This is a genomic window from Mycobacterium sp. E735 (genome assembly GCF_001666955.1).
GTDB lineage: Bacteria > Actinomycetota > Actinomycetes > Mycobacteriales > Mycobacteriaceae > Mycobacterium.
This window is the reverse complement of sequence record NZ_LZIX01000072.1, coordinates 1-26,398: the sequence shown is the minus strand read 5'-3', so window position 1 is coordinate 26,398 and position 26,398 is coordinate 1. Positions and strand designations below refer to the sequence as shown.

The window sequence follows — 26,398 nt, the reverse complement described above, 5'->3', positions numbered from 1 at the left end:
TGTTGGTGGAGCAGATGTCGGGGCGGTGGAAGGTCAAGCATCCCGACCTGGTCGAACTGCACGGCCAGGCCCGAACGCTGGCGGCGCGGTTCGACCGGGTCAGCTACACATGGATTCCGCGTGAGCGCAACTCCTACGCCGACCGGCTGGCCAACGAGGCGATGGACGCGGCGGCCGCCGGCGGCCTGGCGGAAGAACCCGAGGAGCGCGCGGCCGAGCCCCCGAAAACCGTTGTGCCGCAATCCCCGCAGGCGCCAGGCTGGACGGGCGCGCGCGGCACGCCGACCAGGCTGCTGTTGCTGCGGCACGGCCAGACCGAGCTGTCGGCGCAGCGCCGCTATTCGGGTCGCGGCAATCCGGCGCTCACCGAGGTGGGTCGCCGCCAGGCGGACGCCGCGGCGCGATATCTGGCCGAGCGCGGCGGGATCTCGGCGGTGTTCGCCTCGCCCCTGCAGCGGGCCTACGACACCGCGGCCCGGGCGGCCAAGGCGCTCGGCCTGGATGTGACCGTCGACGACGACTTGATCGAGACGGATTTCGGCGCGTGGGAGGGGCTGACCTTCGGCGAGGCCGCCGAGCGCGACCCGGAGCTGCACGGCCGCTGGCTGCGTGACACCGGCACCACCCCGCCGGGGGGTGAGAGCTTCGACGACGTGCTCGACCGGGTGGTGCGGGCCCGCGAACGGATCATCGCCGCGCACCCCGGCACGACGGTGCTGGTGGTGTCGCACGTGACGCCGATCAAGATGCTGCTGCGGTTGGCGCTGGAGGCCGGGCCGGGCATCCTCTATCGCCTGCACCTCGATCTGGCGTCGCTGAGCATCGCCGAGTTCTATCCTGACGGGGCCTCGTCCGTGCGCCTGGTGAACCAAACCGGGTACCTCTAGCCGGGGTAAGGAGACGTCGATGCAGCCGTCCGAGCCGATCCGTGAATCCGTCCCCGCGGATGTCCGGGCACGGGTGATGCCGGCGGTGCTCGACGAGCTGGCGCGCTGGGGTCTCGAGCGGTTCAGCATCGAGGCGCTGGCCGAGCGGCACCGCATCGACGCGGCCATGGTGTACCGGTACTGGGAGGATCGGCGCCAACTCATCGTGGATGCGGTGCTCTCCGACCTGGAGAGCGAGAGCGCGGGGACCGACACCGGGTCGCTGCGCGGCGACCTGGAGGCCCTGGCCCGCAACGTGACGAACCGGATCAACACCGAGGTCGGCCGCACAATACTGCGTGCGCTGGTGATGGACACCCGCGGCGGGCACGACGAAGCTACCCGGGTGAGATTTTGGATGGTGCATTTCGCCGCCGTGCGCGCAATCGTGGACCGGGCCAGGGAGCGGGGCGAGCTGCGCGAGGGCGTCGACACCCTGGCCGCCGTTCAGATCGTGCTGGCGCCGCTCAACATTCGCGCCCTGTACTCCGACGTTCCCGTCGACGACGGCTATTGCGCGGCCATCGTCGACATGGCGTGGCACGCCCTGGCCCGCCGCTGAGCCGGGTCGTACCATCCGCCTATGAGAAGGACAGCGGTCGCGACATTGGCCTTGGGTGTGATCGTCGCGTTGTTCGGTTTGATCTGGGCGCTGCAGGGATTCGGGGTGCTTGGCGGCAGCCCGATGAGCAACACCACGACCTGGTCCGTCATCGGTCCCATCACGGCGGTGATCGGCATCGTGATCGCGGTGCTCAGCTGGCGGAAGCTGTCGTCGAAGTAGGTGTCAGGCCCCGGTGACGGTGAAGTCCACCGTGTGCCAGCCGGTGGCGCCGTCGGGGACGCTGGCGGCCCTGTCCGAGGTCTGGGTGGCCCCGGTGTTGTCGGTGGCGCGCACCGTGATGGTGTGCCGCCCAGGGTCTTTCGCCTGCCAGGGGAAGCTCCACAGCCGCCACGTCTCGTTGGAGTAGCTGGCGCCCTGTTCGGCGGCCTGCCAGGCGCCGTCGTCGACGCGGACTTCCACGGACCGCACGCCGCGATTCTGCGCCCACGCCACGCCGCCGAAAACGACGGGACCCACCGGCACCCGCTGGCCGCTTTTCGGCACGTCGATCCGCGACTCGGTCTTGACGGGCGCGCGCGCCGCCCAGCCCTGCCGCGTCCAGTACGCCTCCGCCTTGTCGAAGCGGGTCAGCTCCATGTCGACGACCCACTTGGTGGCCGACACGTACCCGTAGAGCCCGGGCACGACCAGCCGGGCCGGATAGCCATGCTCGATGGGCAGGGGCTCACCGTTGAGGGCGACCGCCAGCAGCGCGTCGCGGCCATCGGTGAGCGCGTCCACCGGCGTTCCCGCGGTGAACCCGTCGATCGACGTCGAGAGCACCATGTCGGCTTCCGGACGCACACCGGCCGCGGCCAACAGATCGGCCACGCGATAGCCCGTCCAGACCCCGGTCGAAATGAGGTTGCCGCCAACGGGATTGGACACGCAGGTGAGCGTGGCCACCTTTTCGACCACCTCAAAGCCGGCGAGGTCGGCGAAGCCGTAGGTGGCGTCCCGGTTCACCATGCCGTGGATGCGCAGCCGCCAGTCGGAGTGACTGAGTTGGGGGACGCTGAGCGCGGTGTCCACCCGGTAGAAGTCGGCGCTGGGGGTGACAAAGCTCGGCAGCGCAACGCCTTTCGGCTGCACATCCGGGGGTATCGGGGGCGCCGGGGTGCGCGGTTTGGGCAGCGCGAAGCTGATGCGGTCGGCGGCGACCGAATGCGCCAACCGCGTGATGACAGCGCCCGCAACGCCACTCACCACGCCGAATCCGAGTACCCCGAGCACGACCAACCGGCGCCTGCCGGCATCCGGCTCGTCGTGGTCGCCGGTGTCTTCGGGGACCGGGCGTAGGCGGCGGGTGAGCAGGCGCAGGGCGGCGACGCCGCAGGCGGCGCCGGCGAGGGTCGGGATGGTGTCGAGCGCCGTCGCGCCCGGCCGCGACAGCACCGCGACGCAGCCGAGCGCGCCCGCCGCGGCGATCACGGCGCTCCCGACCGGGCGGCGCGGAGTCTCGAACGTCCCGGCGATGGCGGCGATCGCGGCGATCACCACCAGCACGGCCGCGGCGAGGAAGAGTTTGTCCAACGAGCCCAGCGTCTGAATCGCCCACTCCTTGACCGGGCCGGGTGTCAGGTCGACGACGGCCGCGCCGATCGCGGCCCGCGCGTCGGCCCGCGCACCGAACGGGATGCCCACCAGCTGGGCCACCCCGAGCGCGACCGATGCGGCGGCGACCCCCGCGATCATCCGATCGTTGGACGGCGCGGTCGCCACCGGATTCACTTTGGGTCTCAACGGGTCAGGGAGATGGCGCCTTCGGGGCAGTTTTGCTCCGCGGTGACGGCCTGGGCCTCGAGTTCACCGGAGACGTCGCCGACGAGCACGACGGAGTGGCCCACCTCGTCGGCGTCGAAGACGTCGGGCGCCAGCGTGTAGCAGCGGCCGTGCCCGGTGCAGCGGTCGGCGTCCACCGAGACGCGGGTCATGACGTCGGAAATACCAGCGGCAGCGCCTCCACCGAGCGCAGCGCGGCGGTGTAGGTCAACTGGGTGCCGGGCCTGATCTCGTAATCCGGTATGCGGCGATGGAATTCGCGCAGGGCCACCCGCAGCTCCATGCGGGCCAGGTGGGAGCCGAGACACCGGTGCGGACCACCGCCGAACGCGCGGTGCCGGTTCGGGTTGCGGGTGAAGTCCACCAGCTCCGGGTCGGCGAACTCGGCGGGGTCGGTGTTGGCCGCCCCCAGCAGCGGGCTGACCCGCTCGCCCTTGCTGATCGGACACCCGCCCACCTCGACGTCCTGAACGGCGACCCGGGCGACGCCCGGCACCGGTGTCTCCCAGCGCAACAACTCCTCGACGGCGCTGGGCAGCACGTCGGGCTGCTCGACCAGCTGGCGACGGTGCTCGGGATGGCGGGCCAGGTAGACGAAGAAGCAGTCGAGCGAGTCGGTGACGGTGTCCAGGCCGGCGATCAGGAACAAGAAGCAGATGTCCAGGAGTTCCTCGCGCGACAGCGGCTGGCCGGCGATGTCGGCCGCGATCATCGCCGACAGCACGTCGTCGCGGGGGCTGGCGATGTGGTCGTCGATGGCGCGGTCGAAGTAGTCGTAGATTTGTTGGGCGACCGCGGCGGAGCTCTCGTGGCGGCGGTCGAAGCCGGAGTCCCCCTCCGGGCGGATCACCCCGTCCTTCCATTCCAGGAACTTGTCGAGGTCTTCCAGCGGCAACCCGAGCAACTGCAGGAAAACGGTGCAGGGCAGGGGCACCGCGAACTCGGCGTGAAAGTCGCATTCGCCCCGGTCGGCGAAGCGGTCGATCATCTCGTTCACCAGTTCGGTGACGCGGGGTTCGCGTCGGGCCATCTCCCGCGGCGTGAAGAGCGGGTCGAGGATGCGGCGGTACTTCGCATGCTCGGGCGGGTCGATCTGCAGCGGGATCAGGGGCCGCACATTGCCCAGATCGACCGCGTCCATGTTCGACGAGAACAGTTCCGTGTGTTTGAGCGCCATCTCGATGTCGGCCAACCGGCTCAGAACGACCGCCTGCGGCGACCGGAACACCGGACTCGATTCGCGCAACGCCTTGTACATCGGCTGCGGTTCCGCGAGACCCGTCACCGTCTGGTCGACGAACCCTTCGGTATCTGTCATCTGGTCAGACTGGCACCAACACCCCGGTTGGGCAATGGTCTTCCCTCAGGCCGCGTCGTGGAAGATCAGCCCCATGGCGAAGCGTTCGCCGGACCGCACGACCGAGACACCGTGGCGCACCGGCGCCGCGGACCAGCCGCGGCTCGACGGCACCGGCCGCTCACGCGTGGTGAAAACGAACCCGTGACCCTGCGGCAATTGGGTTGCCGTGCCGCGGGATTGCGCACGCGCCCGCTGTTCCACGAGCAGGAATTCGCCGCCGGTGTAATCGGTGTCGGGATGGCTGAGGTTGATCACCACCTGCAGTGGAAAGACCAAGTCGCCGTAGAGGTCTCGGTGCAGGGCATTCCAGTCGCCGGGGCCGTACCTGAGCATCAGCGCGGTGGACCTGGTCTGGCCTGCCGCGTGGCAGCTGGCCAGCCAATCGTCGAGGCTGTCCGGCCACGGCGCGTCGCGGCGCAGCTTGCCCCACCAGTCGCGGGCTATCGGCAACAGCCTCGGGTACAGCGCCTGTTTGAGCTCCTCGATGGGGTCGGGATAGGGGGCGTGGAAGTAGCGATACTGCCCGGCGCCGTACCGCCTGGGCGCCATGTCGATGGTCGAGCGGAACAGGCCGTCGTCGTCGTAGAGCTTGCGGAGCCGGGCCGCCTCGCCGTCGGTGATCAACCGCGGCAGCAGCGCCCCGCCGTACTCGTCGAGCGTGGCGGCGATGGCGTCCCATTCGCCGGAGTCGACGCGCTTCTTCCACCGGGACATCGGCGTCCTTCCCTGTGCCTGCCTGCGTGGTCCACGATAGGGCCGGCGCGCGATGGTTGCTGGCCCCGGGATCGCGCGGGTAGTACCGTGGATCGTCGCGGACGAGTTGGCCGGGCGGCCGCGGACCGCCGCAGGGCGGTTCGAGGAAAGTCCGGACTTCACAGAGCAGGGTGATTGCTAACGGCAATCCGAGGTGACTCGCGGGACAGTGCCACAGAAAACAGACCGCCACCCTCGCGGTGGTAAGGGTGAAACGGTGCGGTAAGAGCGCACCAGCATCCCGGGTGACCGGGGTGGCTAGGCAAACCCCACCCGAAGCAAGGCCAAGAAGGCCGCGCCGTGAGGCGCGGCCGCGCAGGCGTTCGAGGGTTGCTCGCCCGAGCCTGCGGGTAGGCCGCTCGAGGCACCCGGCAACGGTGTGTCCAGATGGATGGTCGCCGCTGCGCGTCCCCGGTCTCCGGTGGCGCGCGGAACAGAATCCGGCTTACAGGCCAACTCGTCCGCCCCGCTCAGCGCTGTGCCTTGCGCACCGCCTTGGCGAGCTTGCGCAACGCGTCGTCGAGCTGTTGCTCGCACCGCTCGGCCAGGTCGGCCTCCTGCTGGAAGAGCAGGCCGTAGGTGAAGGTGTCCTCGCCGGCGGCGTGCGCGGCTTCGGATTCATGCCGCAGGTGCTCCCGGCTGACCACGCTGTCCTGGTGGTCGCCGAGCAGTGACTGGACCGCCTTCGCTTGTTCGGACACCTTGTCCTCACCGGTGGCCGCGGCGGTGTAGCGAAGGCGCTTGGCCCGCTTGCGGATCCGGTGGATCGCCTCGTCGCGCTCGTGCGGATGGTCGGGGTGGTCTTCGTCGACCTGGGCTGCGGCCTTGGCGGCCTTGCGCACCTTCTTGTAGGCGGAGTCGATGGTGACCGGGGCGTGCTCCTCGCCCGTCGCGCTGCCGGGCGGTTGGGCCGCGATCTCATCGAGGGCGTCGAGCAGGCGGAAGTAGCGCTGCGACCGCATGGCCATCAGCGACCGGCGCAGCCCGGTCTGGTAGCGGCGCTGGGCGCCGCCGACCAGGCGCTCGTGCACCGGTCCGCGCACCAGATCCGCTGTCAGTCCGTCTAATTCGCGCTCGTAACGCTCCGCGAGCACCTCGGCGTCGCGGGCGACGCCGAGGATGCCGGCCAGTTCGCGCAGTTCGTCGAGGACCCAGCCGTCGTCGGGCAATCCGAACGACTCCTGGTAGTCGCGCAGCAGGCTGCGCAGCTTGCGGGTGGTGACCCGCATCTGGTGGATGGAATCGAAGGCGTCGGCCCGCACGGCGCGGTCCCACACCAGCAGTTCGCGGATCTGCGCGGCCACCGCGCGCTGCAGCGGGTGCTCGGCGGGGTCGGCGTCGGGTTGCGGTGTCGTGCCGAGCACCCGGGCCAGCTTGGAGGCGTGGCCGGCGGGTGCGGCGCCGGCGTCCAGCAGCCGGTTACCCAGCCGGTCGAGCAGCTCGGTGTCGGGTGTCCCGCCGGACTCGACGAGCTCGAGTTCCCATTCGCGCCACTCCTGCTGGGTGGGTTCCAGGTCGGCGTCCTCGGAGGTACGGGCCGACCACGCGGTGACGTGGTCGTTGCTGAACTCGGCCAACGGCGCGCCGTCGGCGCCGTACAACACCTGGCTTTCGCGCCGGGTGGTGATGCGCGCGACCGGCACGAGGGGGCGGTCGCGGACGATCGCCAGCACGACGTCGACCAGCTCCTCCGGCACCGCGTCGGCCCCGGACGCGTCCAGCGGCATCCGGACCTCGGTGCGCGCCTCGGGACCGGTGGGCAGCTTCAGGTGCCATCCCGCGTCGGTGCCACCGGTGCGGCGGCGCAGGGTGACCTTGTTGCGGGCGAGGTCCTGGTTGGGCGTGTCGAAGTACGTCGCGTCCAGCGTCTGGGTCGGCGACTTGTCGACGTGCGCCACCGCGGCAATGCCTTCGAACGAGGGTGACACGGCGGACTCGCCGACATCGAACTTGCGCTCGACCTCTAAATGACGGGAGGTCTGTGGCGCTTTTGCAGGCATTTTCGGCTCCGTTGAGGGCGCGTCGCCGCGGCCTTGAACGTCGGGGACTTTGGTGATGGGCTCCCATAGCCTGCCATACCGCGGTTACGCGAATGGCGGCGATCGCCGCCGCGCGCCGTGGGCCGGCCGTCGAGAATCGGGGTCGGTAGATCAGCCGGGCGACGGATCTTCGCGCAGGTGCATCGCCAGGCCGCCCAGCTCGCGAATCGCCTGAACCTCGGGATCGCGGAAGGGCCGTCCGTCGGGCGCCAGCAGGTCGTGGAACCACTCGGCCGGCACGGTGGGGTAGGGGTGCTCCCATGAGTCCCAGGGGAATACGGTCTGGGTTTTCCCGGCGACCAGTCCCCAGTTGAACGCGCCGACGTTGTAACGCTTGGCGACGGGCAGGATGCCCTCGACGGTGCTGCCCAACGACCGGGCCATGTATTCGGTGCACAGGATCGGGCGCCCTTGGGGTGTGAGCTCGGCGATGCGGCTCTCGAACTCTCCCGGCTCGGCGTAGGAGTGGAAGGTGATGACGTCGGAGTTGTCCAGCTGGATGCCGCTGATCACGCTGCGGCGCCCCGCGTCGGCCCACTCGCCATCCCAGACTCCGCTGGTGAGCGGCTGGGACGGATCGACCGAGCGGGCCCAGCCGAAGACTTGGGGGAGCAGGTCGGCGACGAGGTCGAGCTTGTCGTCCCGCTCGGCCGAGCGGTAGTACTTCGACGGATTGTCGGGCTCGTTCCACAGGTCCCAGCCCAAAACGCGGTCGTCGGTGCGGAACTGCGTCAGCACCCCGGTGACGTAGCCGCGCAGGGTCTGGACGTAGCCGCGGTCACCGAGGCGTTCCGCGCCCGGGCTCTGTACCCAGCCGGAGTTGTGTACGCCGGGCGTCGGCGCGCGCTGCGGACCGGCTTCGGGGCGGGGATCCCAGCAGGAGTCGAACAAGACGAACAGCGGCTTGATGTCGTGGCGCGCCGCGATGTCGACGAACTGGGCGACGCGGGCCTGGAATCCCCGACGGTCCTGCGTCCACAGCTGGTCGTGCAGGAAGACGCGCACCGAGTTGAGCCCGTTGGCGCGGGCCCAGCCCAGCTCGGTGTCGATGCGTCGGGCGTCGAACGTGTCCGGCTGAAACATCTCCAGCTGGTTGATCGCGTTCGATGTGATGTAGTTCGCGCCGACCGGCCAGCCCTGCGCCTGATACCAGCGGTTGGCGCGCTCGGCGGACCAGCGGGCCGCCTGCGGAGAGGTGCCGGGCGCGGGCTGCGCCGCCGCGCGTGGTGCTTTGGCCAGTGCGGCGCCTCCTGCCAATAGCAGCGGTATCTTCAGCACCGTGCGGCGGTGCACGAAGTCACCGCGAGTCCCCCGGTCGATGTGCTCACCCTTGCTCTCGGAGTCGAGACCTTACCCAAGAGCAATCGTACCCGCCTGCCACACAACGAGTTTCGGTTTTGGTGGCCAGCGGCCCAGGAATTTGTCAGAAGCAGTGCTCGTCGGCGGGAAAAGCGCCCTCGGCCACCTCTTGCGCATATTGCATTGCGGCCCGCCGCAATTCTCCACCGATGTCGGCGAACCGCTTGACGAAGCGGGCCGCCTTGCCGCTGCTGACGCCGGCCATGTCCTGCCAGACCAGTACCTGGCCGTCGCAGTTCGGGCCCGCCCCGATGCCGATCGTCGGGATGGTCAGCTTGCCGGTGATCTGGGTGGCGAGTTCGGCGGGCACCATCTCCATCACGACGGAGAACGCACCGGCTTCGGCGACCGCGATCGCGTCGGCGACGGTCTGTTCCGCTCCGTCGCCGCGGCCCTGCACCCGGAAGCCGCCCAGGCTGTTCACGCTTTGCGGCGTGAACCCGATGTGGGCCATCACGGGGATGCCCGCCGCGGTGAGGCAGGCGATCTGCTCGGCCACCCGCTCGCCGCCCTCGAGCTTGACGGCGTGCGTGCCGCCCTCCTTCATGAAGCGGGTGGCGGAGGCCAAGGCCGCCGCCGGTCCCGCCTCGTAGCTGCCGAACGGCAGGTCCGCGACGACCAGGGCGTGCCGGGCGCCGCGCACCACGCCGCGCACCAGCGGGATCATCTCGTCGATGGAGACGGGCACGGTGGTGTCGTACCCGTAGACGACGTTGGCGGCCGAGTCGCCCACCAGCAGGACCGGAATGCCGGCCTCGTCGAAGATCCGTGCGGTCGAATAGTCGTAGGCCGTGAGCATGGCCCACTTGTGCCCTTCGGCCTTCATCTTCTGCAGGTGGTGGGTGCGGATCTTGGTGAGCGGCTGCGAGTGCTCGGGCGTGCTTGCACCATAAACGTTCTGCTCAGACATCATTGTCCCTAGTGCTGGTCGGGTCGATCCTCGTGGCCCTGATCGGGTCCCCGGGTTCGTCTGACGGTGCCATTCTGCCATCTCCGCTGCGCCGTCGCACCGTCCGTGTGATGTGAGACATACCATGCGGGCATGCAGCGGCTCAGCGGACTCGACGCCAGCTTCCTCTACCTGGAGACCTCGTCGCAGCCCATGCACGTGTGCTCGATCATGGAGCTGGACACCTCGACCATGCCCGGCGGGTACACCTTCGACCGGCTGCGCGACGCGCTGTCGCTCCGCATCAAGGCCATCCCGGAGTTCCGCGAGAAGCTGGCCAACAGCCCGCTGAATCTCGACCATCCGGTCTGGGTCGACGACGAGAACTTCCTCCTTGACCGGCATCTGCACCGCATCGCATTGCCGGCGCCCGGCGGCCGCGCCGAGCTCGCGGAGATCTGTGGTCACATCGCCGAGTCGCCGTTGGACCGGCGCCGCCCGCTGTGGGAGATGTGGGTCATCGAAGGCGTGGCGGGCACCGACTGCCATCGTGACGGGCGGCTGGCGGTGATGACCAAGGTGCACCATGCCGGCGTCGACGGGGTGACCGGCGCCAACCTGATGTCGCAGCTGTGCAGCACCGAAGCCGACGCGCCGCCTCCGGACCCGGCCGGCGGGGTCGGCGGCGCCAGCGGATGGCAGATCGCCGCGGGCGGGCTCGTCCGGTTCGCCGCCCGGCCGCTGCAGCTGGCCAATGTGGTGCCCGACACCGTCTCCTCGGTGGTCGCGACGCTGCGGCGGGCGCTGGAGGGCCAAGCCATGGCGCGGCCGTTCGCCGCGCCGGCGACCGTGTTCAACGCCCGGATCACGGACCGTCGGAACATCGCCTACGCCGAATTGAATCTCGGCGACGTCAAGGCGGTGAAGAACCATTTCGGCGTGAAAGTCAACGACGTGGTGATGGCGCTGGTTTCCGGCGTGCTGCGCCAATTCCTGGCCGACCGAGACGCTTTACCGGACTCGCCCCTGGTGGCGTCGGTGCCGGTTTCGGTGCACGGCAAATCCGACCGGCCCGGCCGCAACCAGGTGTCGGCGATGTTCTCCAGCCTGCACACCGACATCGCGGATCCCGCGGAGCGCCTCAGGGCCATCGCCCATGCGAATTCGGTTGCCAAGGAACACAGTTCCGCCATCGGCGCCTCGCTGTTGCAGGATTGGACGCAATTCGCGGCGCCCGCCGTTTTCGGCATCGCGATGCGGCTCTACGCCAGGACGCGGTTCACCGACACCATGCCGGTGCACAACCTGGTGGTGTCCAACGTGCCTGGCCCGCAGGTCCCGCTGTACATGCTGGGCTGCGAGGTCAAGGCGATGTATCCGCTGGGGCCGATCTTCCACGGGTCCGGACTCAACATCACCGCCATGTCCCTGCAGGGCAAGTTGGACATCGGGTTGCTCTCGTGCCCGGATCTGTTGCCGGACTTGTGGGAGATGGCCGACGAGTTTGCGGTGGCGATGGAAGAGCTGCTGGCGGTCACCCGGTAGCCGGACGGTGGTGCCGCTCATGAGGATCTCAGGTTTCCTCTGGCAGCATATGTTGGCATGGGTCTGTCTCGCCGCGTCAAGGTCGCGCGCACGCTGCTGGTTTGGACAACGGTCGCGGCCGTAGCGCTCCTCCTCGCGGGTTGCGTGCGCGTCGTCGGTGGGCGCGCCGTGCTGGCCGAGCCGAAGCTGGGGCAGGCGGTGGAGTGGACACCGTGCCGCTCGGCGAACCCGAAGGCCAAGATTCCGCCCGGCGCGCTGTGCGGCAAGCTGGCCGTGCCCGTCGACTACAACCACCTCGACGGTGACGTGGCGACGCTGGCGATGATTCGCTTCCCCGCCACCGGGGACAAGGTCGGCTCGTTGGTGATCAACCCCGGCGGTCCCGGCGAATCCGGCATCGAGGCCGCGCTGGGCGTCGTGCAGTCGCTGCCCAAGCGGGTTCGCGAACGGTTCGACCTGGTGGGCTTCGACCCGCGCGGGGTCGGGTCGTCGCGGCCGGCGGTCTGGTGCAACTCCGACGCCGACAACGACCGGCTGCGCACCGAGCCCAACGTCGACTACAGCCCGGCGGGCGTGGCCCACATCGAGGACGAGACCAAGGAATTCGTCGGCCGCTGCGTCGACAAGATGGGCAAGAACTTTCTGGCCAACATCGGCACCGTCAACGTCGCGCGCGATCTGGACGCGATCCGCGCGGCGCTCGGCGACGACAAGCTGACCTACCTCGGCTACTCCTATGGCACCCGGATCGGCTCGGCCTACGCCGAGGCGTACCCGGACAAGGTGCGGGCGATGATCCTCGACGGGGCGGTCGACCCCAACGCCGACCCGATCGAGGCGGACCTGCGGCAGGCCAAGGGATTTCAGGACGCGTTCAACGACTACGCCACCGACTGCGCGAAGCAACCGACCTGCCCGCTGGGCACCGACCCGGCCAAGGCCGTCGACGTCTACCACAGCCTGGTCGACCCGCTCGTCGACCCCAACAACCCGATGGTCGGCAGGCCGGCGCCGACGAACGACCCACGGGGACTGAGCTATAGCGACGCCATCGTCGGCACCATCATGGCGCTGTACTCGCCGACGTTGTGGCATCACCTGACCGACGGGCTGAGCGAACTGGTCAACCACCGGGGCGACACCCTGCTGGCCCTGGCCGACATGTACATGCGGCGCGACGCGCACGGCCACTACACCAACGCCACCGACGCCCGGGTCGCCATCAACTGCGTCGATCAGCCGCCGATCACCGACCGGGCCAAGGTGATTGACGAAGACCGGCGCTCGCGGGAGATCGCGCCGTTCATGAGCTACGGCACGTTCACCGGCGACGCGCCCCTGGGCACCTGTGCGTTCTGGCCGGTACCGCCGACCAGCAAGCCGCACACCATCTCCGCGCCCGGCCTGGCGCCGACCGTGGTGGTGTCGACCACCCACGACCCGGCGACCCCGTACAAGGCCGGCGTCGATCTGGCCAACCAGCTGCGCAGTTCGCTGCTCACCTACGACGGCACCCAGCACACGGTCGTGTTCCAGGGCGACGGGTGCATCGACAACTACGTCACGGCGTATCTGGTCGGCGGCGCCACGCCCCCCAGCGGGGCAAAGTGCTAGTGCGCGTACGGGTCTGAGTCCGAGCGCAATCCAACGCGCCGGTGCGGCGCAGACGAGACCAAGGCGTAACCGTTTCGCGCCGCTTCGGGTACCGGAGGCTGACACGATGACAGCCATGTCGCGCCTGAGAACCTTGAGCTCGGCGCTGCTGTCATTCGGGCTGTTGGTCGGGCAATCCGCGGTGGGACAGCCGGTGGCGGGCGCCACCCCCGAACCGGGTGCGGGGCAGACCCCGGCACCCAGGCCGTCCGCCGCGACGCCGCAGGCCTGGGGGAGTTGCGGTCAATTCGCCACGGACACAAAGGATGTCCCCACCGCGCAGTGCACCACCGTCTCCGTCCCGGTCGACTACGACAATCCCGGTGCGGGACAAGCCAACCTGGCGGTGATCCGCGTCCCGGCGACCGGCCAGCGGATCGGCTCGCTGTTGGTCAACCCGGGCGGCCCCGGCGGGTCGGCGGTCGACATGGTGGCCGGCATGGCGTCGGATCTCGAGAGCTCTCCCATCCGGCGCAACTTCGACCTGGTCGGCTTCGACCCGCGGGGCGTTGGCCACTCGACCCCGGCCCTGCGCTGCCGGACGGACGCCGAGTTCGACGCCTACCGGCGCGAGCCCATGGTCGACTACAGCCCGGCCGGGGTGGCGCACATCGAACAGCTCTACCAACAGGTGGCTCAGCAGTGTGTTTCCCGGATGGGCACCGGGTTTCTGGCCAACGTCGGCACCGCGTCGGTGGCGCGCGACATGGACATGGTCCGCCAGGCGCTGGGCGACGATCAGATCAACTACCTCGGCTACAGCTACGGCACCGAGCTGGGCACCGCGTACCTGGAGCGCTTCGGTGCCCACGTTCGGACGATGGTGCTCGACGGCGCCATCGACCCCACGGTCGGCCCGGTCGACGAAAACGTCCAGCAGATGGCGGGATTCCAAACCGCCTTCAACGACTACGCCGCCGACTGCGCCCGCTCGGCGGGCTGCCCGCTGGGCACCGACCCGGCCCAATTCATCAACCGCTACCACGCGCTGGTCGACCCGCTGGTGGCCAAGCCGGGCCGCACCTCGGACCCTCGCGGCCTGAGCTACGCCGACGCGACGACCGGCACCATCAACGCGCTTTACACCCCGGCGCACTGGAAGTACCTGACCAGTGGGCTGCTCGGGCTGCAGCGCGGCACCGACGCCGGCGACCTGCTGCTGCTCGCCGACGACTACGAGGGCCGCGACCGCAGCGGGCACTACACAAACGATCAGGATGCTTTCAATGCGATCCGGTGCGTCGACGCGCCCACGCCGAAGGACTCGGCGAGCTGGGTGTCCGCCGATCAGCGCATCCGTCAGGCGGCCCCGTTCCTGAGCTACGGCCAGTTCACCGGGAACGCGCCCCGCGACCTGTGCGCGCTCTGGCCGGTGCCGGCCACGTCGACGCCGCACGCCGCCTCACCCGCGGCGCCCGGCAAGGTCGTCGTCGTCTCCACCACGCACGACCCCGCCACCCCTTACCAGGCCGGGGTCAACCTGGCGCGCCAGCTGGGCGGGCCGCTGATCACCTACGACGGGACGCAGCACACCGCGGTGTTCAACGGCGACCAGTGCGTGGACTCTGCCGTCACGCGCTACCTCGTCGCGGGCACGCTGCCGCCCCCGGCCTACCGGTGCCAGTCCTGACCGCACTGAGCAGCATGTTTGCAATGTTCGCAATTGTTCCGATCGCGCGTCGGTAACACAGAATTAACAGCCGTTGCCTACTGTTTCGGTTATGGATCGCCAGAAGGAATTCGTCCTCCGCACCCTGGAGGAACGGGATATCCGCTTTGTTCGGCTGTGGTTCACGGATGTGCTCGGCACGCTCAAGTCGGTGGCCATCGCCCCGGCCGAACTGGAAGGCGCCTTCGAGGAGGGCATCGGGTTCGACGGCTCCTCGATCGAGGGCTTCTCGCGAGTCTCGGAATCCGACACCGTGGCCAACCCCGACCCCTCGACCTTCCAGGTGCTGCCGTGGGCTTCCGGCGGCCATCACCACTCGGCCAGGATGTTCTGCGACATCACCATGCCCGACGGCTCGCCCTCCTGGGCCGACCCGCGGCACGTGCTGCGCCGGCAGCTGCAGAAGGCCAATGACCTGGGCTTTTCCTGCTACGTCCACCCCGAGATCGAGTTCTTCCTGCTGAAGCCCGGCCCCGACGACGGGTCGCGGCCCGTGCCCGTCGACACGGCCGGCTACTTCGACCAGGCCGTGCACGACTCGGCGTCGAACTTCCGCCGCCACGCGATCGAGGCGCTGGAGTTCATGGGGATCTCGGTGGAATTCAGCCACCACGAGGGTGCGCCCGGCCAGCAGGAGATCGACCTGCGGTTCGCCGACGCGCTGTCCATGGCCGACAACGTGATGACGTTCCGCTACGTCATCAAGGAGGTCGCCATCGAGAACGGCGCGCGGGCGTCGTTCATGCCCAAGCCGTTCGCCGAGCACCCCGGCTCGGCGATGCACACCCACATGAGCCTGTTCGAGGGCGACGTCAACGCCTTCCACAGCCCCGACGACCCGCTGCAGCTGTCCGATGTGGGCAAGTCGTTCATCGCCGGGATTCTGGAACACGCCTCGGAGATCAGCGCCGTGACGAACCAGTGGGTGAACTCCTACAAGCGACTGGTGCACGGGGGCGAGGCGCCCACCGCGGCGTCGTGGGGCGCGGCCAACCGGTCCGCACTGGTGCGGGTGCCGATGTACACCCCGCACAAGACGTCGTCGCGCCGCGTCGAGGTGCGCAGTCCCGACTCGGCCTGCAACCCCTACCTGACCTTCGCCGTGCTGCTGGCGGCCGGCCTGCGCGGGGTGGAGAAGGGCTACGTGCTGGGCCCGCAGGCCGAGGACAACGTGTGGGACCTGACACCCGAGGAGCGGATCGCGATGGGCTACCGCGAGCTGCCCACCAGCCTCGACAGCGCCCTGAAAGCCATGGAGGCCTCCGAACTCGTGGCGGAAACGTTGGGGGAGCACGTCTTTGACTTCTTCCTGCGCAACAAGCGCAGGGAGTGGGCCAACTACCGCAGCCACGTCACGCCCTACGAGCTGAGCACCTACCTGTCGCTGTAACGGCGCCGGCCTCGTCGGGTCGCCCGCCTTTCACCGTTGCGGCAGGCGGGTTGCGATACCGTCGTGGTCGTGACCAAACCCGCGACGCAGCGCCCCCGGCTGCCCAGCGTGGGGCGGCTCGGCCTGGTCGATCCTCCAGCGGGCGATCGCCTGACGCAGCTGGGTTGGTATGACCACGACGACCAGGCCCACGTCGACCTGCTGTGGTCGCTGTCGCGCGCACCAGACCCCGACGCCGCATTGCGGGCCCTGATTCGGCTGGCGGAGAACCCCGAGACCGGCTGGGACGAGCTCAACGCCGCGTTGCTCACCGAGCGCCCGCTGCGCGGGCGGCTGTTCGCGGTACTCGGCTCTTCGCTAACGCTGGGCGATCACCTGGCCGTGCACCCGCAGTCGTGGAAACTGTTGCGCGGCAAGGCGAAACTGCCCTCGCACGAGGAGCTGTGTGCGTCGTTCACCGCGTGCGTCGACGAGGCGCCGGGCGACTCCGCGTCGGCAGTGCCGCGGCTGCAAACCCTGTACCGCGACCACCTGCTGCTCCTGGCCGCGCTCGATCTGGCCGCGACGGTCGAGGACGAACCGGTGCTGCCGTTCGCCGTGGTGGGCGCCCAGCTGTCGGACCTGGCGGACGCCGCCCTGGCCGCCGCGCTGCGGCTGGCCGAGGCGACGGTGTGCGGCGACCGGACGCCGCCACGGCTGGCGGTCATCGCGATGGGCAAATGCGGTGCCCGCGAACTGAACTACGTCAGCGACGTCGACGTCATCTTCGTCGGCGAGCGCGCCGACGCGGTGACCACCCGGCTGGCCAGCGAGATGATGCGGGTGGCCTCGTCGGCCTTCTTCCAGGTGGACGCCGGGCTCCGGCCCGAGGGCCGCAGCGGGGAGCTGGTCCGCACGGTCGAATCGCACATCGCCTACTACCAGCGCTGGGCGAAGACCTGGGAGTTCCAGGCGTTGCTGAAAGCCCGCGCGGCCGTGGGTGATCGGGAGCTCGCCGAGCGTTACCTGAGCGCGCTGATGCCGATGGTGTGGGTCGCCTGCGAGCGTGAGGATTTCGTGGTCGAGGTGCAGGCCATGCGCCGCCGGGTCGAGCAGCTGGTGCCCGCCGACGTGCGCGGCCGCGAGATCAAACTGGGCAGCGGCGGCCTGCGCGACGTGGAGTTCGCGGTGCAGCTGCTGCAGCTGGTGCACGGCCGCAGTGACGAGTCGCTGCACGTGGCGTCCACCGTGGACGCGCTGGCCGCGCTGGGCCAGGGCGGCTACGTCGGGCGCGAGGACGCGGCGAACCTGACCGCTTCCTACGAGTTCCTGCGGCTCCTCGAGCACCGGCTGCAGCTGCAGCGGCTCAAGCGCACCCACCTGCTGCCCGATGCCGACGACGAGGAGGCGGTGCGCTGGCTGGCGCGGGCCGCGCACATCCGGCCCGACGGCCGGCACGACGCGGCGGGCGTGCTGCGCGAGGAGCTGCGCCACCAGAACCTGCGCGTGTCGCAGCTGCACGCCAAGCTCTTCTACCAGCCGCTGCTGGAATCGATCGGCCCGGCCGGGCTGGAGATCGGTCACGGCATGACCTCGGAGGCCGCCGAACGGCAGCTCGCCGCGCTCGGCTACGAGGGCCCGCAGACCGCGCTGAAACACATGTCGGCGCTGGTCAATCAGAGCGGCCGGCGGGGCCGGGTGCAGTCGGTGCTGTTGCCCAGGCTGCTGAACTGGATGTCGTACGCCCCCGACCCCGATGGCGGGCTGTTGGCCTACCGGCGCCTCTCCGAGGCGCTGGCCGCGGAGACCTGGTACCTGTCCACGCTGCGCGACAAGCCCGCGGTGGCCAAGCGGCTCATGCACGTGCTGGGCACGTCCGCCTACGTGCCGGACCTATTGATGCGCGCGCCCAGGGTGATTCAGGATTACAGCGACGGACCGGCCGGGCCCAAACTGCTCGAGACGGACCCCGCCGTGGTGGCCCGGGCGCTGATCGCCTCGGCCGGCCGGCACCCCGACGCGGTGCGCGCGATCGCCGCCGCCCGCACGCTGCGCCGGCGCGAACTGGCCCGCATCGGGTCGGCCGACCTGCTCGGTTTCCTCGAGGTCACCGAGGTGTGCCGAGGGCTCACCTCGGTGTGGGTCGCCGTGCTGCAGGCCGCGTTGGACGCCATCATTCGTGCCAACCTCCCCAAGGACGGCTCCGAAAAAGGAAGGGCGCCGGCGGCGATAGCGGTGATCGGCATGGGCCGGCTGGGCGGCGCCGAGCTGGGCTACGGGTCCGACGCCGACGTGATGTTCGTGTGCGAGGCGGCGGCCGGTGTCGAGGACTCGGTGGCGATCCGGTGGTCGACGACGGTCGCCGAGCAGGTGCGCACGTTGCTGGGCACGCCCAGCGTCGACCCGCCGCTCGAGGTGGACGCCAACCTGCGGCCCGAGGGCCGCCAGGGTCCGCTGGTGCGCACGCTGGGTTCCTATGCCGCCTACTACGCGCAGTGGGCGCAGCCGTGGGAAATCCAGGCCCTGCTGCGGGCGCACGCGGTCGCCGGCGACGCGGACCTGGGCCAGCGGTTCTTGTTGATCGCCGACAAGACGCGTTACCCGGCCGACGGGGTGTCCGCCGAGGCGGTGCGGGAGATCCGCCGCATCAAGGCCCGGGTGGACGCCGAGCGGTTGCCGCGCGGCGCGGACCCGAACACGCACACCAAGCTGGGCCGCGGCGGATTGGCCGACGTCGAATGGACCGTGCAGCTGATGCAGTTGCGGCACGCGCACGAGATTCCCGCGCTGCACAACACCTCGACGCTGCAATGCCTCGACGCGATCGCGGCGGCCGAGCTGGTGCCCGCCGAGGAGGTCGACCTGCTCCGGCAGGCGTGGCTGACGGCAACCCGGGCGCGCAACGCGCTGGTGTTGGTCCGCGGCAAGCCCACCGACCAGTTGCCGGGGCCGGGGCGCCAGCTCAATGCGGTCGCGGTGGCCGCGGGCTGGCCGACCGACGACGGCGGGGAGTTCCTGGACAACTATCTGCGGGTGACGAGGCGGGCAAAAGCCGTGGTACGGAAGGTGTTTGGGAGTTGAGTCAGGAGACCGGCGCGCTGGACGCCACATTCGAGGTACTCAGCGCGGCGGAGGCGCAACGGGTGACGGCCAGGTATGCGCCGCTGGCCGACGCGGTCCGGGAGCTCATCGACGCCACCATCCACACCGCCGCCGACGACGACGTCGTCGCCGAAGCGCGCTCCACCATCGAGGCCGTCACCAAGTCGTTGCGGCAACAAACCCGGCCGACCGGGGTGAGCTACCGCGTCGACGGCAGCCGCCCGCTGACGCTGGGAAACGCCGCGATCGGCCTGGGCAATCCGATCGCCCCGCCCCTGATCATCCACCACGACGGCGGCGGCCGTTGCTGGAGCGAGTTCGTCCTCGGCGCGGCCTACGAGGGCCCGCCCAAGCTGGTGCACGGCGGCGTCAGCGCCCTGGTGCTCGACCACCTGCTCGGCGAGGCGGCCAGCGAGGGGCTGTCCAAGGCGCGTTTCACCGGCACCATCACCGTGAAGTACCTGCGCGGCACGCCGTTGGGCCCGCTTCGTTGCGACGCCTGGGTGGAAGGCAAGGAGGGCCGCAAAGTGTTTGCGCGCGGCACGATTTCGGACGCCGCCGGGGTCACCGTCGAGGCCGAGGGCGTGTTCATCGAGCCGGCGTGGGCGCGGGAAGCCGAATGAAGTTCTACATCAGCAGCGCCTTCCTGAACACCCGGGAGATCATCGAACTCGCCAAGGCCGCCGACGAACTCGGCTACGACGGCATCGGAATCCCCGACCACGTCGTCAACCTGGAGACCCTGGACACCCCGTATCCCTACACCAAGGACGGGGAGCGCCGCTGGCAGCCGTTCACCGACTGGCCGGATCCCTGGGTCCTCGTCGGCGCGCTGGCTCAGGTCACCACGCGGCTGCGCTTCGTCAACACCGTCTACATCCCCGCGATGCGCAACCCGTATTCGGCGGCCAAAGCCATTGGCACCGCGGCGGTTCTGGCGTCGGGCCGGGTGGAACTCGGTATCGGCGTCGGCTGGTGCCGCGAGGAGTTCGCGTTGATGGGCGAGCCGTTCGAGGCGCGCGGGAAGCGGACCGACGAGATCATCGAGTTGATGCGGGCGCTGTGGCAGCCCGGCTGGACCGAATTCGAGGGCGCGTTCTTTTCCGCACCGCGGCTGGAAATGGAGCCGACGCCGCCGCCGATACCGGTGTACGTCGGCGGCCTCAGTGACATCGCGCTGCGTCGCGCCGCCCGCAACGACGGCTGGATCGGCGATCTGATCAAGACCGAACGCGCCATCGAGGCGGTGGGCAAGCTGCGGGAGCTGCGGGCCGAAAAGGGTTTGTCGATGGACGATTTCACCGTACTGACGCCGCTGACCGACGCCTTCACGACCGCCGACTACCGGCGGGCCGCCGAGGCCGGCATCACCGGCATCATCACCATGCCGTGGATGTTCTACGCCGGGCCGGATGCGTCGTTGGACGACAAGATCGACGGCATGCGGCGCTTCCGCAAGGACCTCGCGCTCGACGGCTAGTTCTCGCCTCCCGGCCTTTTCGCCTCTTCGCCACCTCTTCGTCACGACACATAACCTACGGCGAAGACACGCCGTGAACTTGCGCCATGGTTTATGTCTCGCGAGCTCGGGCGGGCGGTTTGTAATCCCTTGCCGGCCTGAAAGAATGATCCGCATGCCGACCGGCCTCGTGCGTCCGGCGTCCGCGCGGGACGCGGAGGCGTGCCTCGGCGTCTACCGGCCGTATGTCGAGGACACGGCCATCAGTTGGGAAATCGAGGTGCCCAGCGTCGGGGAGATGGCCGCCCGCATCGACGACGCCCATGAATGGCTGGTGCTCGAGCGGGACGGTGGGGTCGTGGGTTTCGCCTACGGCCATGTGTTCTGGCGACTGCCCAGCTTCCGGTGGTCGGTCGAGACCGGAATCTACGTCGACCGCGATCGGCACCGCACGGGTGCGGGCCGCCAACTCTATGCGGAGCTACTGCGCCGGCTCGGCGAGCGGGGGTACCGGCAGGCATTTGCCGGCATCACCCAGCCGAACGAGGGCAGCAACGCATTTCACCGGTCGTTCGGGTTCCGCGACGCCGGCCTCTATCGCCGCGTCGAATGGAAACACGGCCGCTGGCACGACGTCGCGTGGATGCAACTCGACCTGGGTGGCGGCGCCGAACCCGACGAGCCCCCCGGGTCGATCGTGATCGGTTAGCGGCCCCCGCCGGCTCCGCCGCCGACGAAGCCTCCGCCGGCTCCGCCGCCCACGAAGCCCCCGCCGGCACCGCCGCCCACGAAGCCTCCGCCCGCTCCGCCACCGAAGCGGCCTCCGCCGGCTCCGCCGCCCATGCGGCTTCCGACCATTGTCTGTGCGGTGCTGATTGTCATGCGCTTGAAGCTAGCCCCCCACACGTTGCGGCCGCAAGGCTTTAAATCTGAACTTTCGGCTTCGACGAGCACGGTTTGCGGCCTCAGCCGCTTCCGTTGCGGCGGCTGGCTTTTGGTGTCGGGCGGCCCACCCCGGCCCCGGGCCGGGTCCGAGCGCCGGTCCGGGTCCCAGCCTGGGGCCCGGCTCAGGGCGATTCGGACCCGGCGCCGGTGACGGTCCGGGCGCCGGCGATGGACCGGGGCGCCGCGGCGGCCGCTAACCCGGGAGCCGCACAACCGAAACCACCCGCGCGGCGGTCGCCGACGCGGGTGGTTTCGGTTGCGGATTAAACGTCGTAGTAGAGCGCGAACTCGTAGGGGTGCGGGCGGATCTGCACCGGCAGGATCTCGTTCTCGCGCTTGAAGCTGATCCACGTCTCGATCAGGTCGGGCGTGAAAACGCCGCCCTCGGTGAGGTATTCGTGGTCCTCTTCCAGACGGTCGATCACCGCGGACAGCTGGGTGGGCGCCTGCGGGATGTTGGCGGCCTCTTCCGGCGGAAGCTCGTAGAGGTCCTTGTCCACCGGGGCCTGCGGCTCGATCTTGTTCTTGATGCCGTCCAGCCCGGCCATCAGCATCGCCGAGAACGCCAGGTACGGGTTGCCCGACGAGTCGGGGCAACGGAACTCGAGGCGCTTGGCCTTCGGGTTGCTGCCGGTGATCGGGATACGCACGCACGCCGAGCGGTTGCGCTGGCTGTAGACCAGGTTGATCGGCGCCTCATAACCCGGGACCAGTCGCTTGTAGGAGTTGACGGTCGGGTTGGTGAAGGCCAGCAGTGACGGGGCGTGGTGCAGCAGACCGCCGATGTAGTGCCGCGCGGTGTCCGACAGGCCGGCGTAACCGGTCTCGTCGTACATCAGCGGGCTGCCGTCCTTCCACAGCGACTGGTGCGTGTGCATGCCGGAGCCGTTGTCACCGAACAGCGGCTTGGGCATGAACGTGACGGTCTTGCCGTTCTGCCAGGCGGTGTTCTTGACGATGTACTTGTACAGCTGCATGTCGTCGGCGGCGTGCAGCAAAGTGTTGAACTTGTAGTTGATCTCGGCCTGCCCGCCGCTGCCCACCTCGTGGTGGCCCTTCTCCAGGCTGAAGCCGGCCTTGATCAGGTTCGACAGCATCTGGGCGCGCAGGTCGACGTAGTGGTCGACGGGGGCGACCGGGAAGTACCCACCCTTGGGGCGGACCTTGTAGCCGCGGTTGGGGGTGCCGTCGTTCTCGGTGGGCTCGCCGGTGTTCCACCAGCCCGAGATCGCGTCGACCTCGTAGAAGGAGCCGTTGGTGCGTGAGTCGAAGCTGACCGAGTCGAAGATGTAGAACTCTGCCTCGGCGCCGAAGTAGGCGGTGTCCGCGACGCCGGTGCTGATCAGGTAGTTCTCGGCCTTGCGCGCGATGTTGCGCGGGTCACGCGAGTAGGGCTCGAGCGTGAACGGGTCGTGCACGAAGAAGTTCAGGTTCAGCGTCTTGTGTTCGGTGAACAGGTCGATCTGCGCCGTCGCGGGGTCGGGCAGGAGCAGCATGTCGGATTCGTGGATGGACTGGAATCCGCGAATCGAGGAGCCGTCGAAGGCCAGGCCGTCCTCGAAGACGCTCTCGTCGAAGAACGAAACCGGAATCGTGAAGTGCTGCATGATGCCTGGCAAGTCACAGAACCGAACGTCGACAAACTCGACGTCCTCGTCCTTTACGAGTTTGAAAACGTCGTCGGGCGTCGTTTCCGTCACAGAAATGCTCCTTTACTTGGTGAGATCCGCGGCCTGACGCTATGGAGCAGATGTTGCCCGCCAGTCAACCCCGTGTTGCGCGCACGTTACGCGACCCATGTTGTTCACAAAAGAGGCGCCGTCACCGGCGGGTTCTATTGTGGGGCCATGGACCGCTGGATCGTAACTCTTCCGGTGCCCCGGCGCAGCGTTCGGTCGGGGTCGCGGGACGCGCTCGTCGCCGAGTCGAAGCCCGGCTCCAGACGATGACGCCGGACTCGCCGTCCACCTATCCCGGCGAGCGGCTGGGCCTGCCGCAGACCGGACCCGGTTCGCTGGCCCCGATGGGCCGCCGGCTGGGCGCGCTGATGATCGACTGGCTGATCTCGTACGGCCTGGCCGCGCTGGCCATGCGCTTCGGCTTGTTCTCCGAACACATGCTGTCGACGGCGGTGCTGGGCATCTGGTTCGTGCTCGGCGTGGTTTCGGTGCGGCTGTTCGGCTTCACGCCCGGTCAGTTGGTGCTGGGTCTACGGGTGGTGACGGTCGACGGGCGCGGGGCGGTCGGCGTCGTCCGGGCGGTGGTGCGGGGCGGGCTCGTCGGGATGGTCGTCCCGGCGTTGTTCACCGATTGGGACGGCCGCGGTATGCAGGACCGGCTGACCGCGACGGCGGTCGTCCGGCGCTGATTGGCTCCGATCTGGCTACTTACGCCGCACGGTGCGCTGCACACCACGCATCTTGCCGGCGTTCGGGAGCGGGCCCTTCGGCAGGACGGCGGCGCCGGCCCGCGTGCCCAGGGCGGCCAACCGGGACTCCAGCGTGTCCATCTGTTTGGCGGTGATGTTGGCCGGCAGGCGGTTGAGGTGGCGCTCCAATTTGGCCAGCGGAACCTCGTCTTCGCCGTTGCCGACGACCAGGTCGTAGATCGGCACATCGCCGATCAGGCGCGCGGTGCGTTTCTTCTCCTGGGCCAGCAGCGGGCGGACCCGGGCCGAGGATCCCTCGCCGACCAGGATGACGCCGGGACGGCCGATCACCCGGTGCACCGCGTCGAGGTGACCGGTCGCGGCCACCCCGGGCGTCACCCGCCACTTGCCGCGCAGGTTGTCCAAAGCCCATGCGGCCGCGCCGGTTTGGCCCTCGGCCTTGCTGTAGACGCTCTTCTGCGCGCGACGGCCGAAGACGATGAACGCGGCCAGCGCGCCCAGCACCACGCCGAGTGGGATCAGGGTGATCATCGTCAACCCGCCGGCCCACACACCGACCGCCACCGAGATGCCCACGATGACGACGAAGGCGCCGATCATGTACGGCAGCAGTCGCTTGTCCTCGCGGCGCTGCAGGTTGAACGCCTGCCACAGCTGGGCGCGGCGCTCCTTCGCGGCGGCCTTGCGCGCGGCCTGCGCCTGTGCCCGGGCGGCCTTGTTCTCAGCGGCGGTGCGGGGTTTAGCCATAGTCAAAGGATACGTATCGGCGCGGGCCGCCACGGCGGCGCGGCAGGTTCAGGCGCGGGTGCGCGCCGCTTGCTCGTAGAGCCGGCCCGCCCGGTAGGACGATCGCACCAGCGGCCCGGCCAGCACCCCGGAGAAGCCCAGCCCTTCGGCGTCGCGGGCGAACTCGACGAATTCCTCGGGCCGCACCCAGCGCTCGACCGGGTGGTGCCGGGTGGACGGACGCAGGTACTGGGTGATGGTGACGATGTCGCAGCCGGCGCCCCGCAGGTCGGCCAGGGCGGTGCGCACCTCGTCGGCGGTCTCGCCCAGCCCGAGGATGAGGTTGCTCTTGGTGACCAACCCGAACTCGCGTGCCGCGGCGATGACGTCCAGGCTGCGCCGGTAGCTGAACGCGGGCCGGATCCGCTTGAAGATCCGCGGCACGGTTTCGACGTTGTGCGCCAACACTTCCGGGCGTGATTCGAACACCTCGGCTAGCCGCGTGGGCTCACCGTTGAAGTCGGGGATCAACAGCTCCACCCCGGTCGACGGGTTGAGCTCCTTGATCGCGCGCACGGTCTCGGCGTAGAGCCAGGCCCCGCCGTCGGGCAGGTCGTCGCGGGCCACCCCGGTGATCGTGGCGTAGCGCAATCCCATGGTCTGCACGCTCTCGGCGACGCGCCTGGGCTCGTCGCGGTCCAGGGCGGCGGGCTTGCCGGTGTCGATCTGGCAGAAGTCGCAGCGGCGGGTGCACTGGTCGCCGCCGATCAGGAACGTGGCCTCCCGGTCCTCCCAGCACTCGAAGATGTTGGGGCAGCCCGCCTCTTCGCAGACGGTGTGCAGGCCTTCGCGCTGCACCAGGCTTTTCAGCTGGGTGTATTCGGGCCCCATCCGGGCCCGCACCTTGATCCACGGCGGCTTGCGCTCGATCGGGGTTTGCGCATTGCGGACCTCCAGGCGCAAGAGCTTGCGGCCTTCGGGTGCGACAGTCACATCGCTGATGCTACGCGCGTGCCGGGGTGTTCCCGGACCGGCAGGACCCCGTCGAGGGCGTCGCAGACGGCGTTTGCGACGGCCGCGCGGACGTCCCCGACAGCCACCGGGCGCCGCAACTCGGCCGACAGCGAGGTCACGTCGGCGTCGGTGATGCCGCACGGCACGATCGTGCCGAACGCGTCGAGGTCGCAGTCACAGTTGAGCGCGAACCCGTGCAGGGTGGTCGCCCGCGAGACCCGCACACCGATGGCGCCGACCTTGCGGTCGGGCCGCCCGGCACCGCCCGGCACCCACACCCCGGACCGGCCGTGCACCCGGCACGTCTCCAGGCCCAGGTCGCCGCACACCTTGATCAGCGCCTCCTCGAGGCGCCGCACGTAATTCACCACGTCGAGCGGCTCGCTCAGGCCGATGATCGGATAGCCGACCAGCTGCCCCGGGCCGTGCCAGGTGATCTTGCCGCCGCGGTCGGTGTCGACTACGGGCGTGCCGTTCACCGGTCGTTCGTGCGGCTCGGTGCGCCGTCCCGCGGTGTAGACCGGCGGGTGCTCGAGCAGCAGCAGCGTGTCGCCGCCGCCGGCGACCCGGGCGTCGGCCAGCTCGCGCTGCAACTGCCAGGCCGTGCGGTATTCGACGGTTCCGAGCTGGCGGACGTCGATCGCGGCCCGGCTGGACCGGATGGAATCGATCACGTTCGCGACGCTACTCGCCGGGCAGGCAAGCCGCGACGCTGCGTCAGCCACGATCGCCGCTAGTCCGATGGCGGCGACCCGCTTCGCCCGGCTGCGCCGCGCTTGCGATCGCCGCTAGCCCGATGGCGGCGACCCGCTTCG

The 26,398-nt window shown here is 69.5% G+C and carries 23 protein-coding genes and 1 other RNA gene; 13 read left to right on the top strand and 11 right to left on the bottom strand.

Going from position 1 to position 26,398, the window contains the following annotated elements; all coding sequences use genetic code 11:
- The 3 genes from A5704_RS05855 to A5704_RS05845 all read left to right on the top strand — a co-directional run.
- Positions 1 to 887 (top strand): bifunctional RNase H/acid phosphatase (locus tag A5704_RS05855; RefSeq protein ID WP_067887804.1); only part of this gene is annotated, 887 nt, incomplete at its 5' end.
- 19 nt (positions 888 to 906) lie between these two features.
- Entirely contained in the window at positions 907 to 1,488 is a 582-nt protein-coding gene (locus A5704_RS05850; protein ID WP_067757957.1) for a TetR-like C-terminal domain-containing protein, read from the top strand.
- Between the two features lie 21 nt (positions 1,489 to 1,509).
- On the top strand, positions 1,510 to 1,710 hold the full coding sequence (locus A5704_RS05845) for a hypothetical protein (protein ID WP_067757960.1): 201 nt from the start codon (positions 1,510 to 1,512) through the stop codon (positions 1,708 to 1,710).
- A gap of 3 nt (positions 1,711 to 1,713) precedes the next feature.
- Here A5704_RS05845 and A5704_RS05840 read toward each other — a convergent pair whose 3' ends face one another.
- The 4 genes from A5704_RS05840 to A5704_RS05825 are packed head-to-tail and all read right to left on the bottom strand — an operon-like array spanning position 1,714 to position 5,386.
- Positions 1,714 to 3,225, bottom strand: a complete 1,512-nt coding sequence (locus tag A5704_RS05840; protein ID WP_067887826.1) for a molybdopterin-dependent oxidoreductase — start codon at positions 3,223 to 3,225, stop codon at positions 1,714 to 1,716.
- 44 nt (positions 3,226 to 3,269) lie between these two features.
- Complete coding sequence (locus tag A5704_RS05835; RefSeq protein ID WP_067757963.1) at positions 3,270 to 3,464, bottom strand: ferredoxin; 195 nt, start codon at positions 3,462 to 3,464, stop codon at positions 3,270 to 3,272.
- On the bottom strand, positions 3,461 to 4,630 hold the full coding sequence (locus A5704_RS05830) for a cytochrome P450 (protein WP_067757966.1): 1,170 nt from the start codon (positions 4,628 to 4,630) through the stop codon (positions 3,461 to 3,463). Before A5704_RS05830 ends, A5704_RS05835 begins: the two co-directional genes overlap by 4 nt.
- Before the next feature lie 45 nt (positions 4,631 to 4,675).
- On the bottom strand, positions 4,676 to 5,386 hold the full coding sequence (locus tag A5704_RS05825) for a 2OG-Fe(II) oxygenase (protein ID WP_067887801.1): 711 nt from the start codon (positions 5,384 to 5,386) through the stop codon (positions 4,676 to 4,678).
- Between the two features lie 102 nt (positions 5,387 to 5,488).
- Here A5704_RS05825 and rnpB point away from each other — a divergent pair.
- Positions 5,489 to 5,889, top strand: an RNA gene (rnpB, locus tag A5704_RS05820) — RNase P RNA component class A.
- Between the two features lie 6 nt (positions 5,890 to 5,895).
- Here rnpB and A5704_RS05815 read toward each other — a convergent pair.
- The 3 genes from A5704_RS05815 to panB form a co-directional block, all read right to left on the bottom strand.
- The gene (locus A5704_RS05815; RefSeq protein WP_067887798.1) at positions 5,896 to 7,425 is read right to left on the bottom strand and encodes a CYTH and CHAD domain-containing protein; all 1,530 of its coding nucleotides are present in this window, start codon (positions 7,423 to 7,425) and stop codon (positions 5,896 to 5,898) included.
- Between the two features lie 150 nt (positions 7,426 to 7,575).
- Positions 7,576 to 8,757, bottom strand: coding sequence for a 1,4-beta-xylanase (locus A5704_RS05810; RefSeq protein WP_067757974.1), 1,182 nt, complete (start codon positions 8,755 to 8,757; stop codon positions 7,576 to 7,578).
- 130 nt (positions 8,758 to 8,887) lie between these two features.
- Positions 8,888 to 9,733 (bottom strand): 3-methyl-2-oxobutanoate hydroxymethyltransferase, encoded by an 846-nt coding sequence (gene panB / locus A5704_RS05805; protein ID WP_067783998.1) that lies wholly within the window; start codon positions 9,731 to 9,733, stop codon positions 8,888 to 8,890.
- Between the two features lie 132 nt (positions 9,734 to 9,865).
- On the opposite strand from panB, the gene A5704_RS05800 reads away from it, so the two are divergent.
- The 8 genes from A5704_RS05800 (at position 9,866) to A5704_RS05765 (ending at position 21,218) form a co-directional block, all read left to right on the top strand.
- Positions 9,866 to 11,257, top strand: coding sequence for a wax ester/triacylglycerol synthase family O-acyltransferase (locus A5704_RS05800; protein ID WP_067887796.1), 1,392 nt, complete (start codon positions 9,866 to 9,868; stop codon positions 11,255 to 11,257).
- Positions 11,258 to 11,314: 57 nt separating this feature from the next.
- Complete coding sequence (locus A5704_RS05795) at positions 11,315 to 12,871, top strand: alpha/beta hydrolase (RefSeq protein ID WP_067887793.1); 1,557 nt, start codon at positions 11,315 to 11,317, stop codon at positions 12,869 to 12,871.
- Positions 12,872 to 12,977: 106 nt separating this feature from the next.
- Complete coding sequence (locus A5704_RS05790) at positions 12,978 to 14,540, top strand: alpha/beta hydrolase (protein WP_156737617.1); 1,563 nt, start codon at positions 12,978 to 12,980, stop codon at positions 14,538 to 14,540.
- A gap of 91 nt (positions 14,541 to 14,631) precedes the next feature.
- On the top strand, positions 14,632 to 15,969 hold the full coding sequence (locus tag A5704_RS05785; protein WP_067757990.1) for a glutamine synthetase family protein: 1,338 nt from the start codon (positions 14,632 to 14,634) through the stop codon (positions 15,967 to 15,969).
- A gap of 63 nt (positions 15,970 to 16,032) precedes the next feature.
- On the top strand, positions 16,033 to 19,029 hold the full coding sequence (locus A5704_RS05780) for a bifunctional [glutamine synthetase] adenylyltransferase/[glutamine synthetase]-adenylyl-L-tyrosine phosphorylase (protein ID WP_067887820.1): 2,997 nt from the start codon (positions 16,033 to 16,035) through the stop codon (positions 19,027 to 19,029).
- On the top strand, positions 19,026 to 19,673 hold the full coding sequence (locus tag A5704_RS05775; protein ID WP_082954785.1) for a PaaI family thioesterase: 648 nt from the start codon (positions 19,026 to 19,028) through the stop codon (positions 19,671 to 19,673). The genes A5704_RS05780 and A5704_RS05775 overlap by 4 nt, the downstream gene beginning before the upstream one ends.
- Positions 19,670 to 20,530, top strand: coding sequence for a TIGR03619 family F420-dependent LLM class oxidoreductase (locus tag A5704_RS05770; RefSeq protein WP_067887786.1), 861 nt, complete (start codon positions 19,670 to 19,672; stop codon positions 20,528 to 20,530). Before A5704_RS05775 ends, A5704_RS05770 begins: the two co-directional genes overlap by 4 nt.
- 154 nt (positions 20,531 to 20,684) lie before the next feature.
- Complete coding sequence (locus tag A5704_RS05765; protein WP_067887807.1) at positions 20,685 to 21,218, top strand: GNAT family N-acetyltransferase; 534 nt, start codon at positions 20,685 to 20,687, stop codon at positions 21,216 to 21,218.
- A gap of 499 nt (positions 21,219 to 21,717) precedes the next feature.
- Here the strand turns inward: A5704_RS05765 and glnA are convergent, their stop codons facing one another.
- Complete coding sequence (glnA, locus tag A5704_RS05760) at positions 21,718 to 23,154, bottom strand: type I glutamate--ammonia ligase (RefSeq protein ID WP_067277809.1); 1,437 nt, start codon at positions 23,152 to 23,154, stop codon at positions 21,718 to 21,720.
- A gap of 245 nt (positions 23,155 to 23,399) precedes the next feature.
- On the opposite strand from glnA, the gene A5704_RS05755 reads away from it, so the two are divergent.
- Entirely contained in the window at positions 23,400 to 23,822 is a 423-nt protein-coding gene (locus A5704_RS05755) for an RDD family protein (protein ID WP_067757998.1), read from the top strand.
- A 15-nt stretch (positions 23,823 to 23,837) separates the two neighbouring features.
- Here A5704_RS05755 and A5704_RS05750 read toward each other — a convergent pair whose 3' ends face one another.
- Genes A5704_RS05750 through lipB form a run of 3 tightly spaced genes read right to left on the bottom strand, consistent with a single transcriptional unit; the run spans position 23,838 to position 26,257 of the window.
- Positions 23,838 to 24,590, bottom strand: a complete 753-nt coding sequence (locus A5704_RS05750; RefSeq protein WP_067758001.1) for a DUF4191 domain-containing protein — start codon at positions 24,588 to 24,590, stop codon at positions 23,838 to 23,840.
- 48 nt (positions 24,591 to 24,638) lie between these two features.
- The gene (gene lipA, locus A5704_RS05745; RefSeq protein ID WP_067758004.1) at positions 24,639 to 25,562 is read right to left on the bottom strand and encodes a lipoyl synthase; all 924 of its coding nucleotides are present in this window, start codon (positions 25,560 to 25,562) and stop codon (positions 24,639 to 24,641) included.
- Positions 25,559 to 26,257 carry a lipoyl(octanoyl) transferase LipB gene (gene lipB, locus A5704_RS05740; RefSeq protein WP_067758007.1) on the bottom strand — a complete coding sequence of 233 codons (699 nt, stop codon included), beginning with the start codon at positions 26,255 to 26,257 and terminating at the stop codon, positions 25,559 to 25,561. Before lipB ends, lipA begins: the two co-directional genes overlap by 4 nt.
- Positions 26,258 to 26,398: the final 141 nt, after the last annotated feature.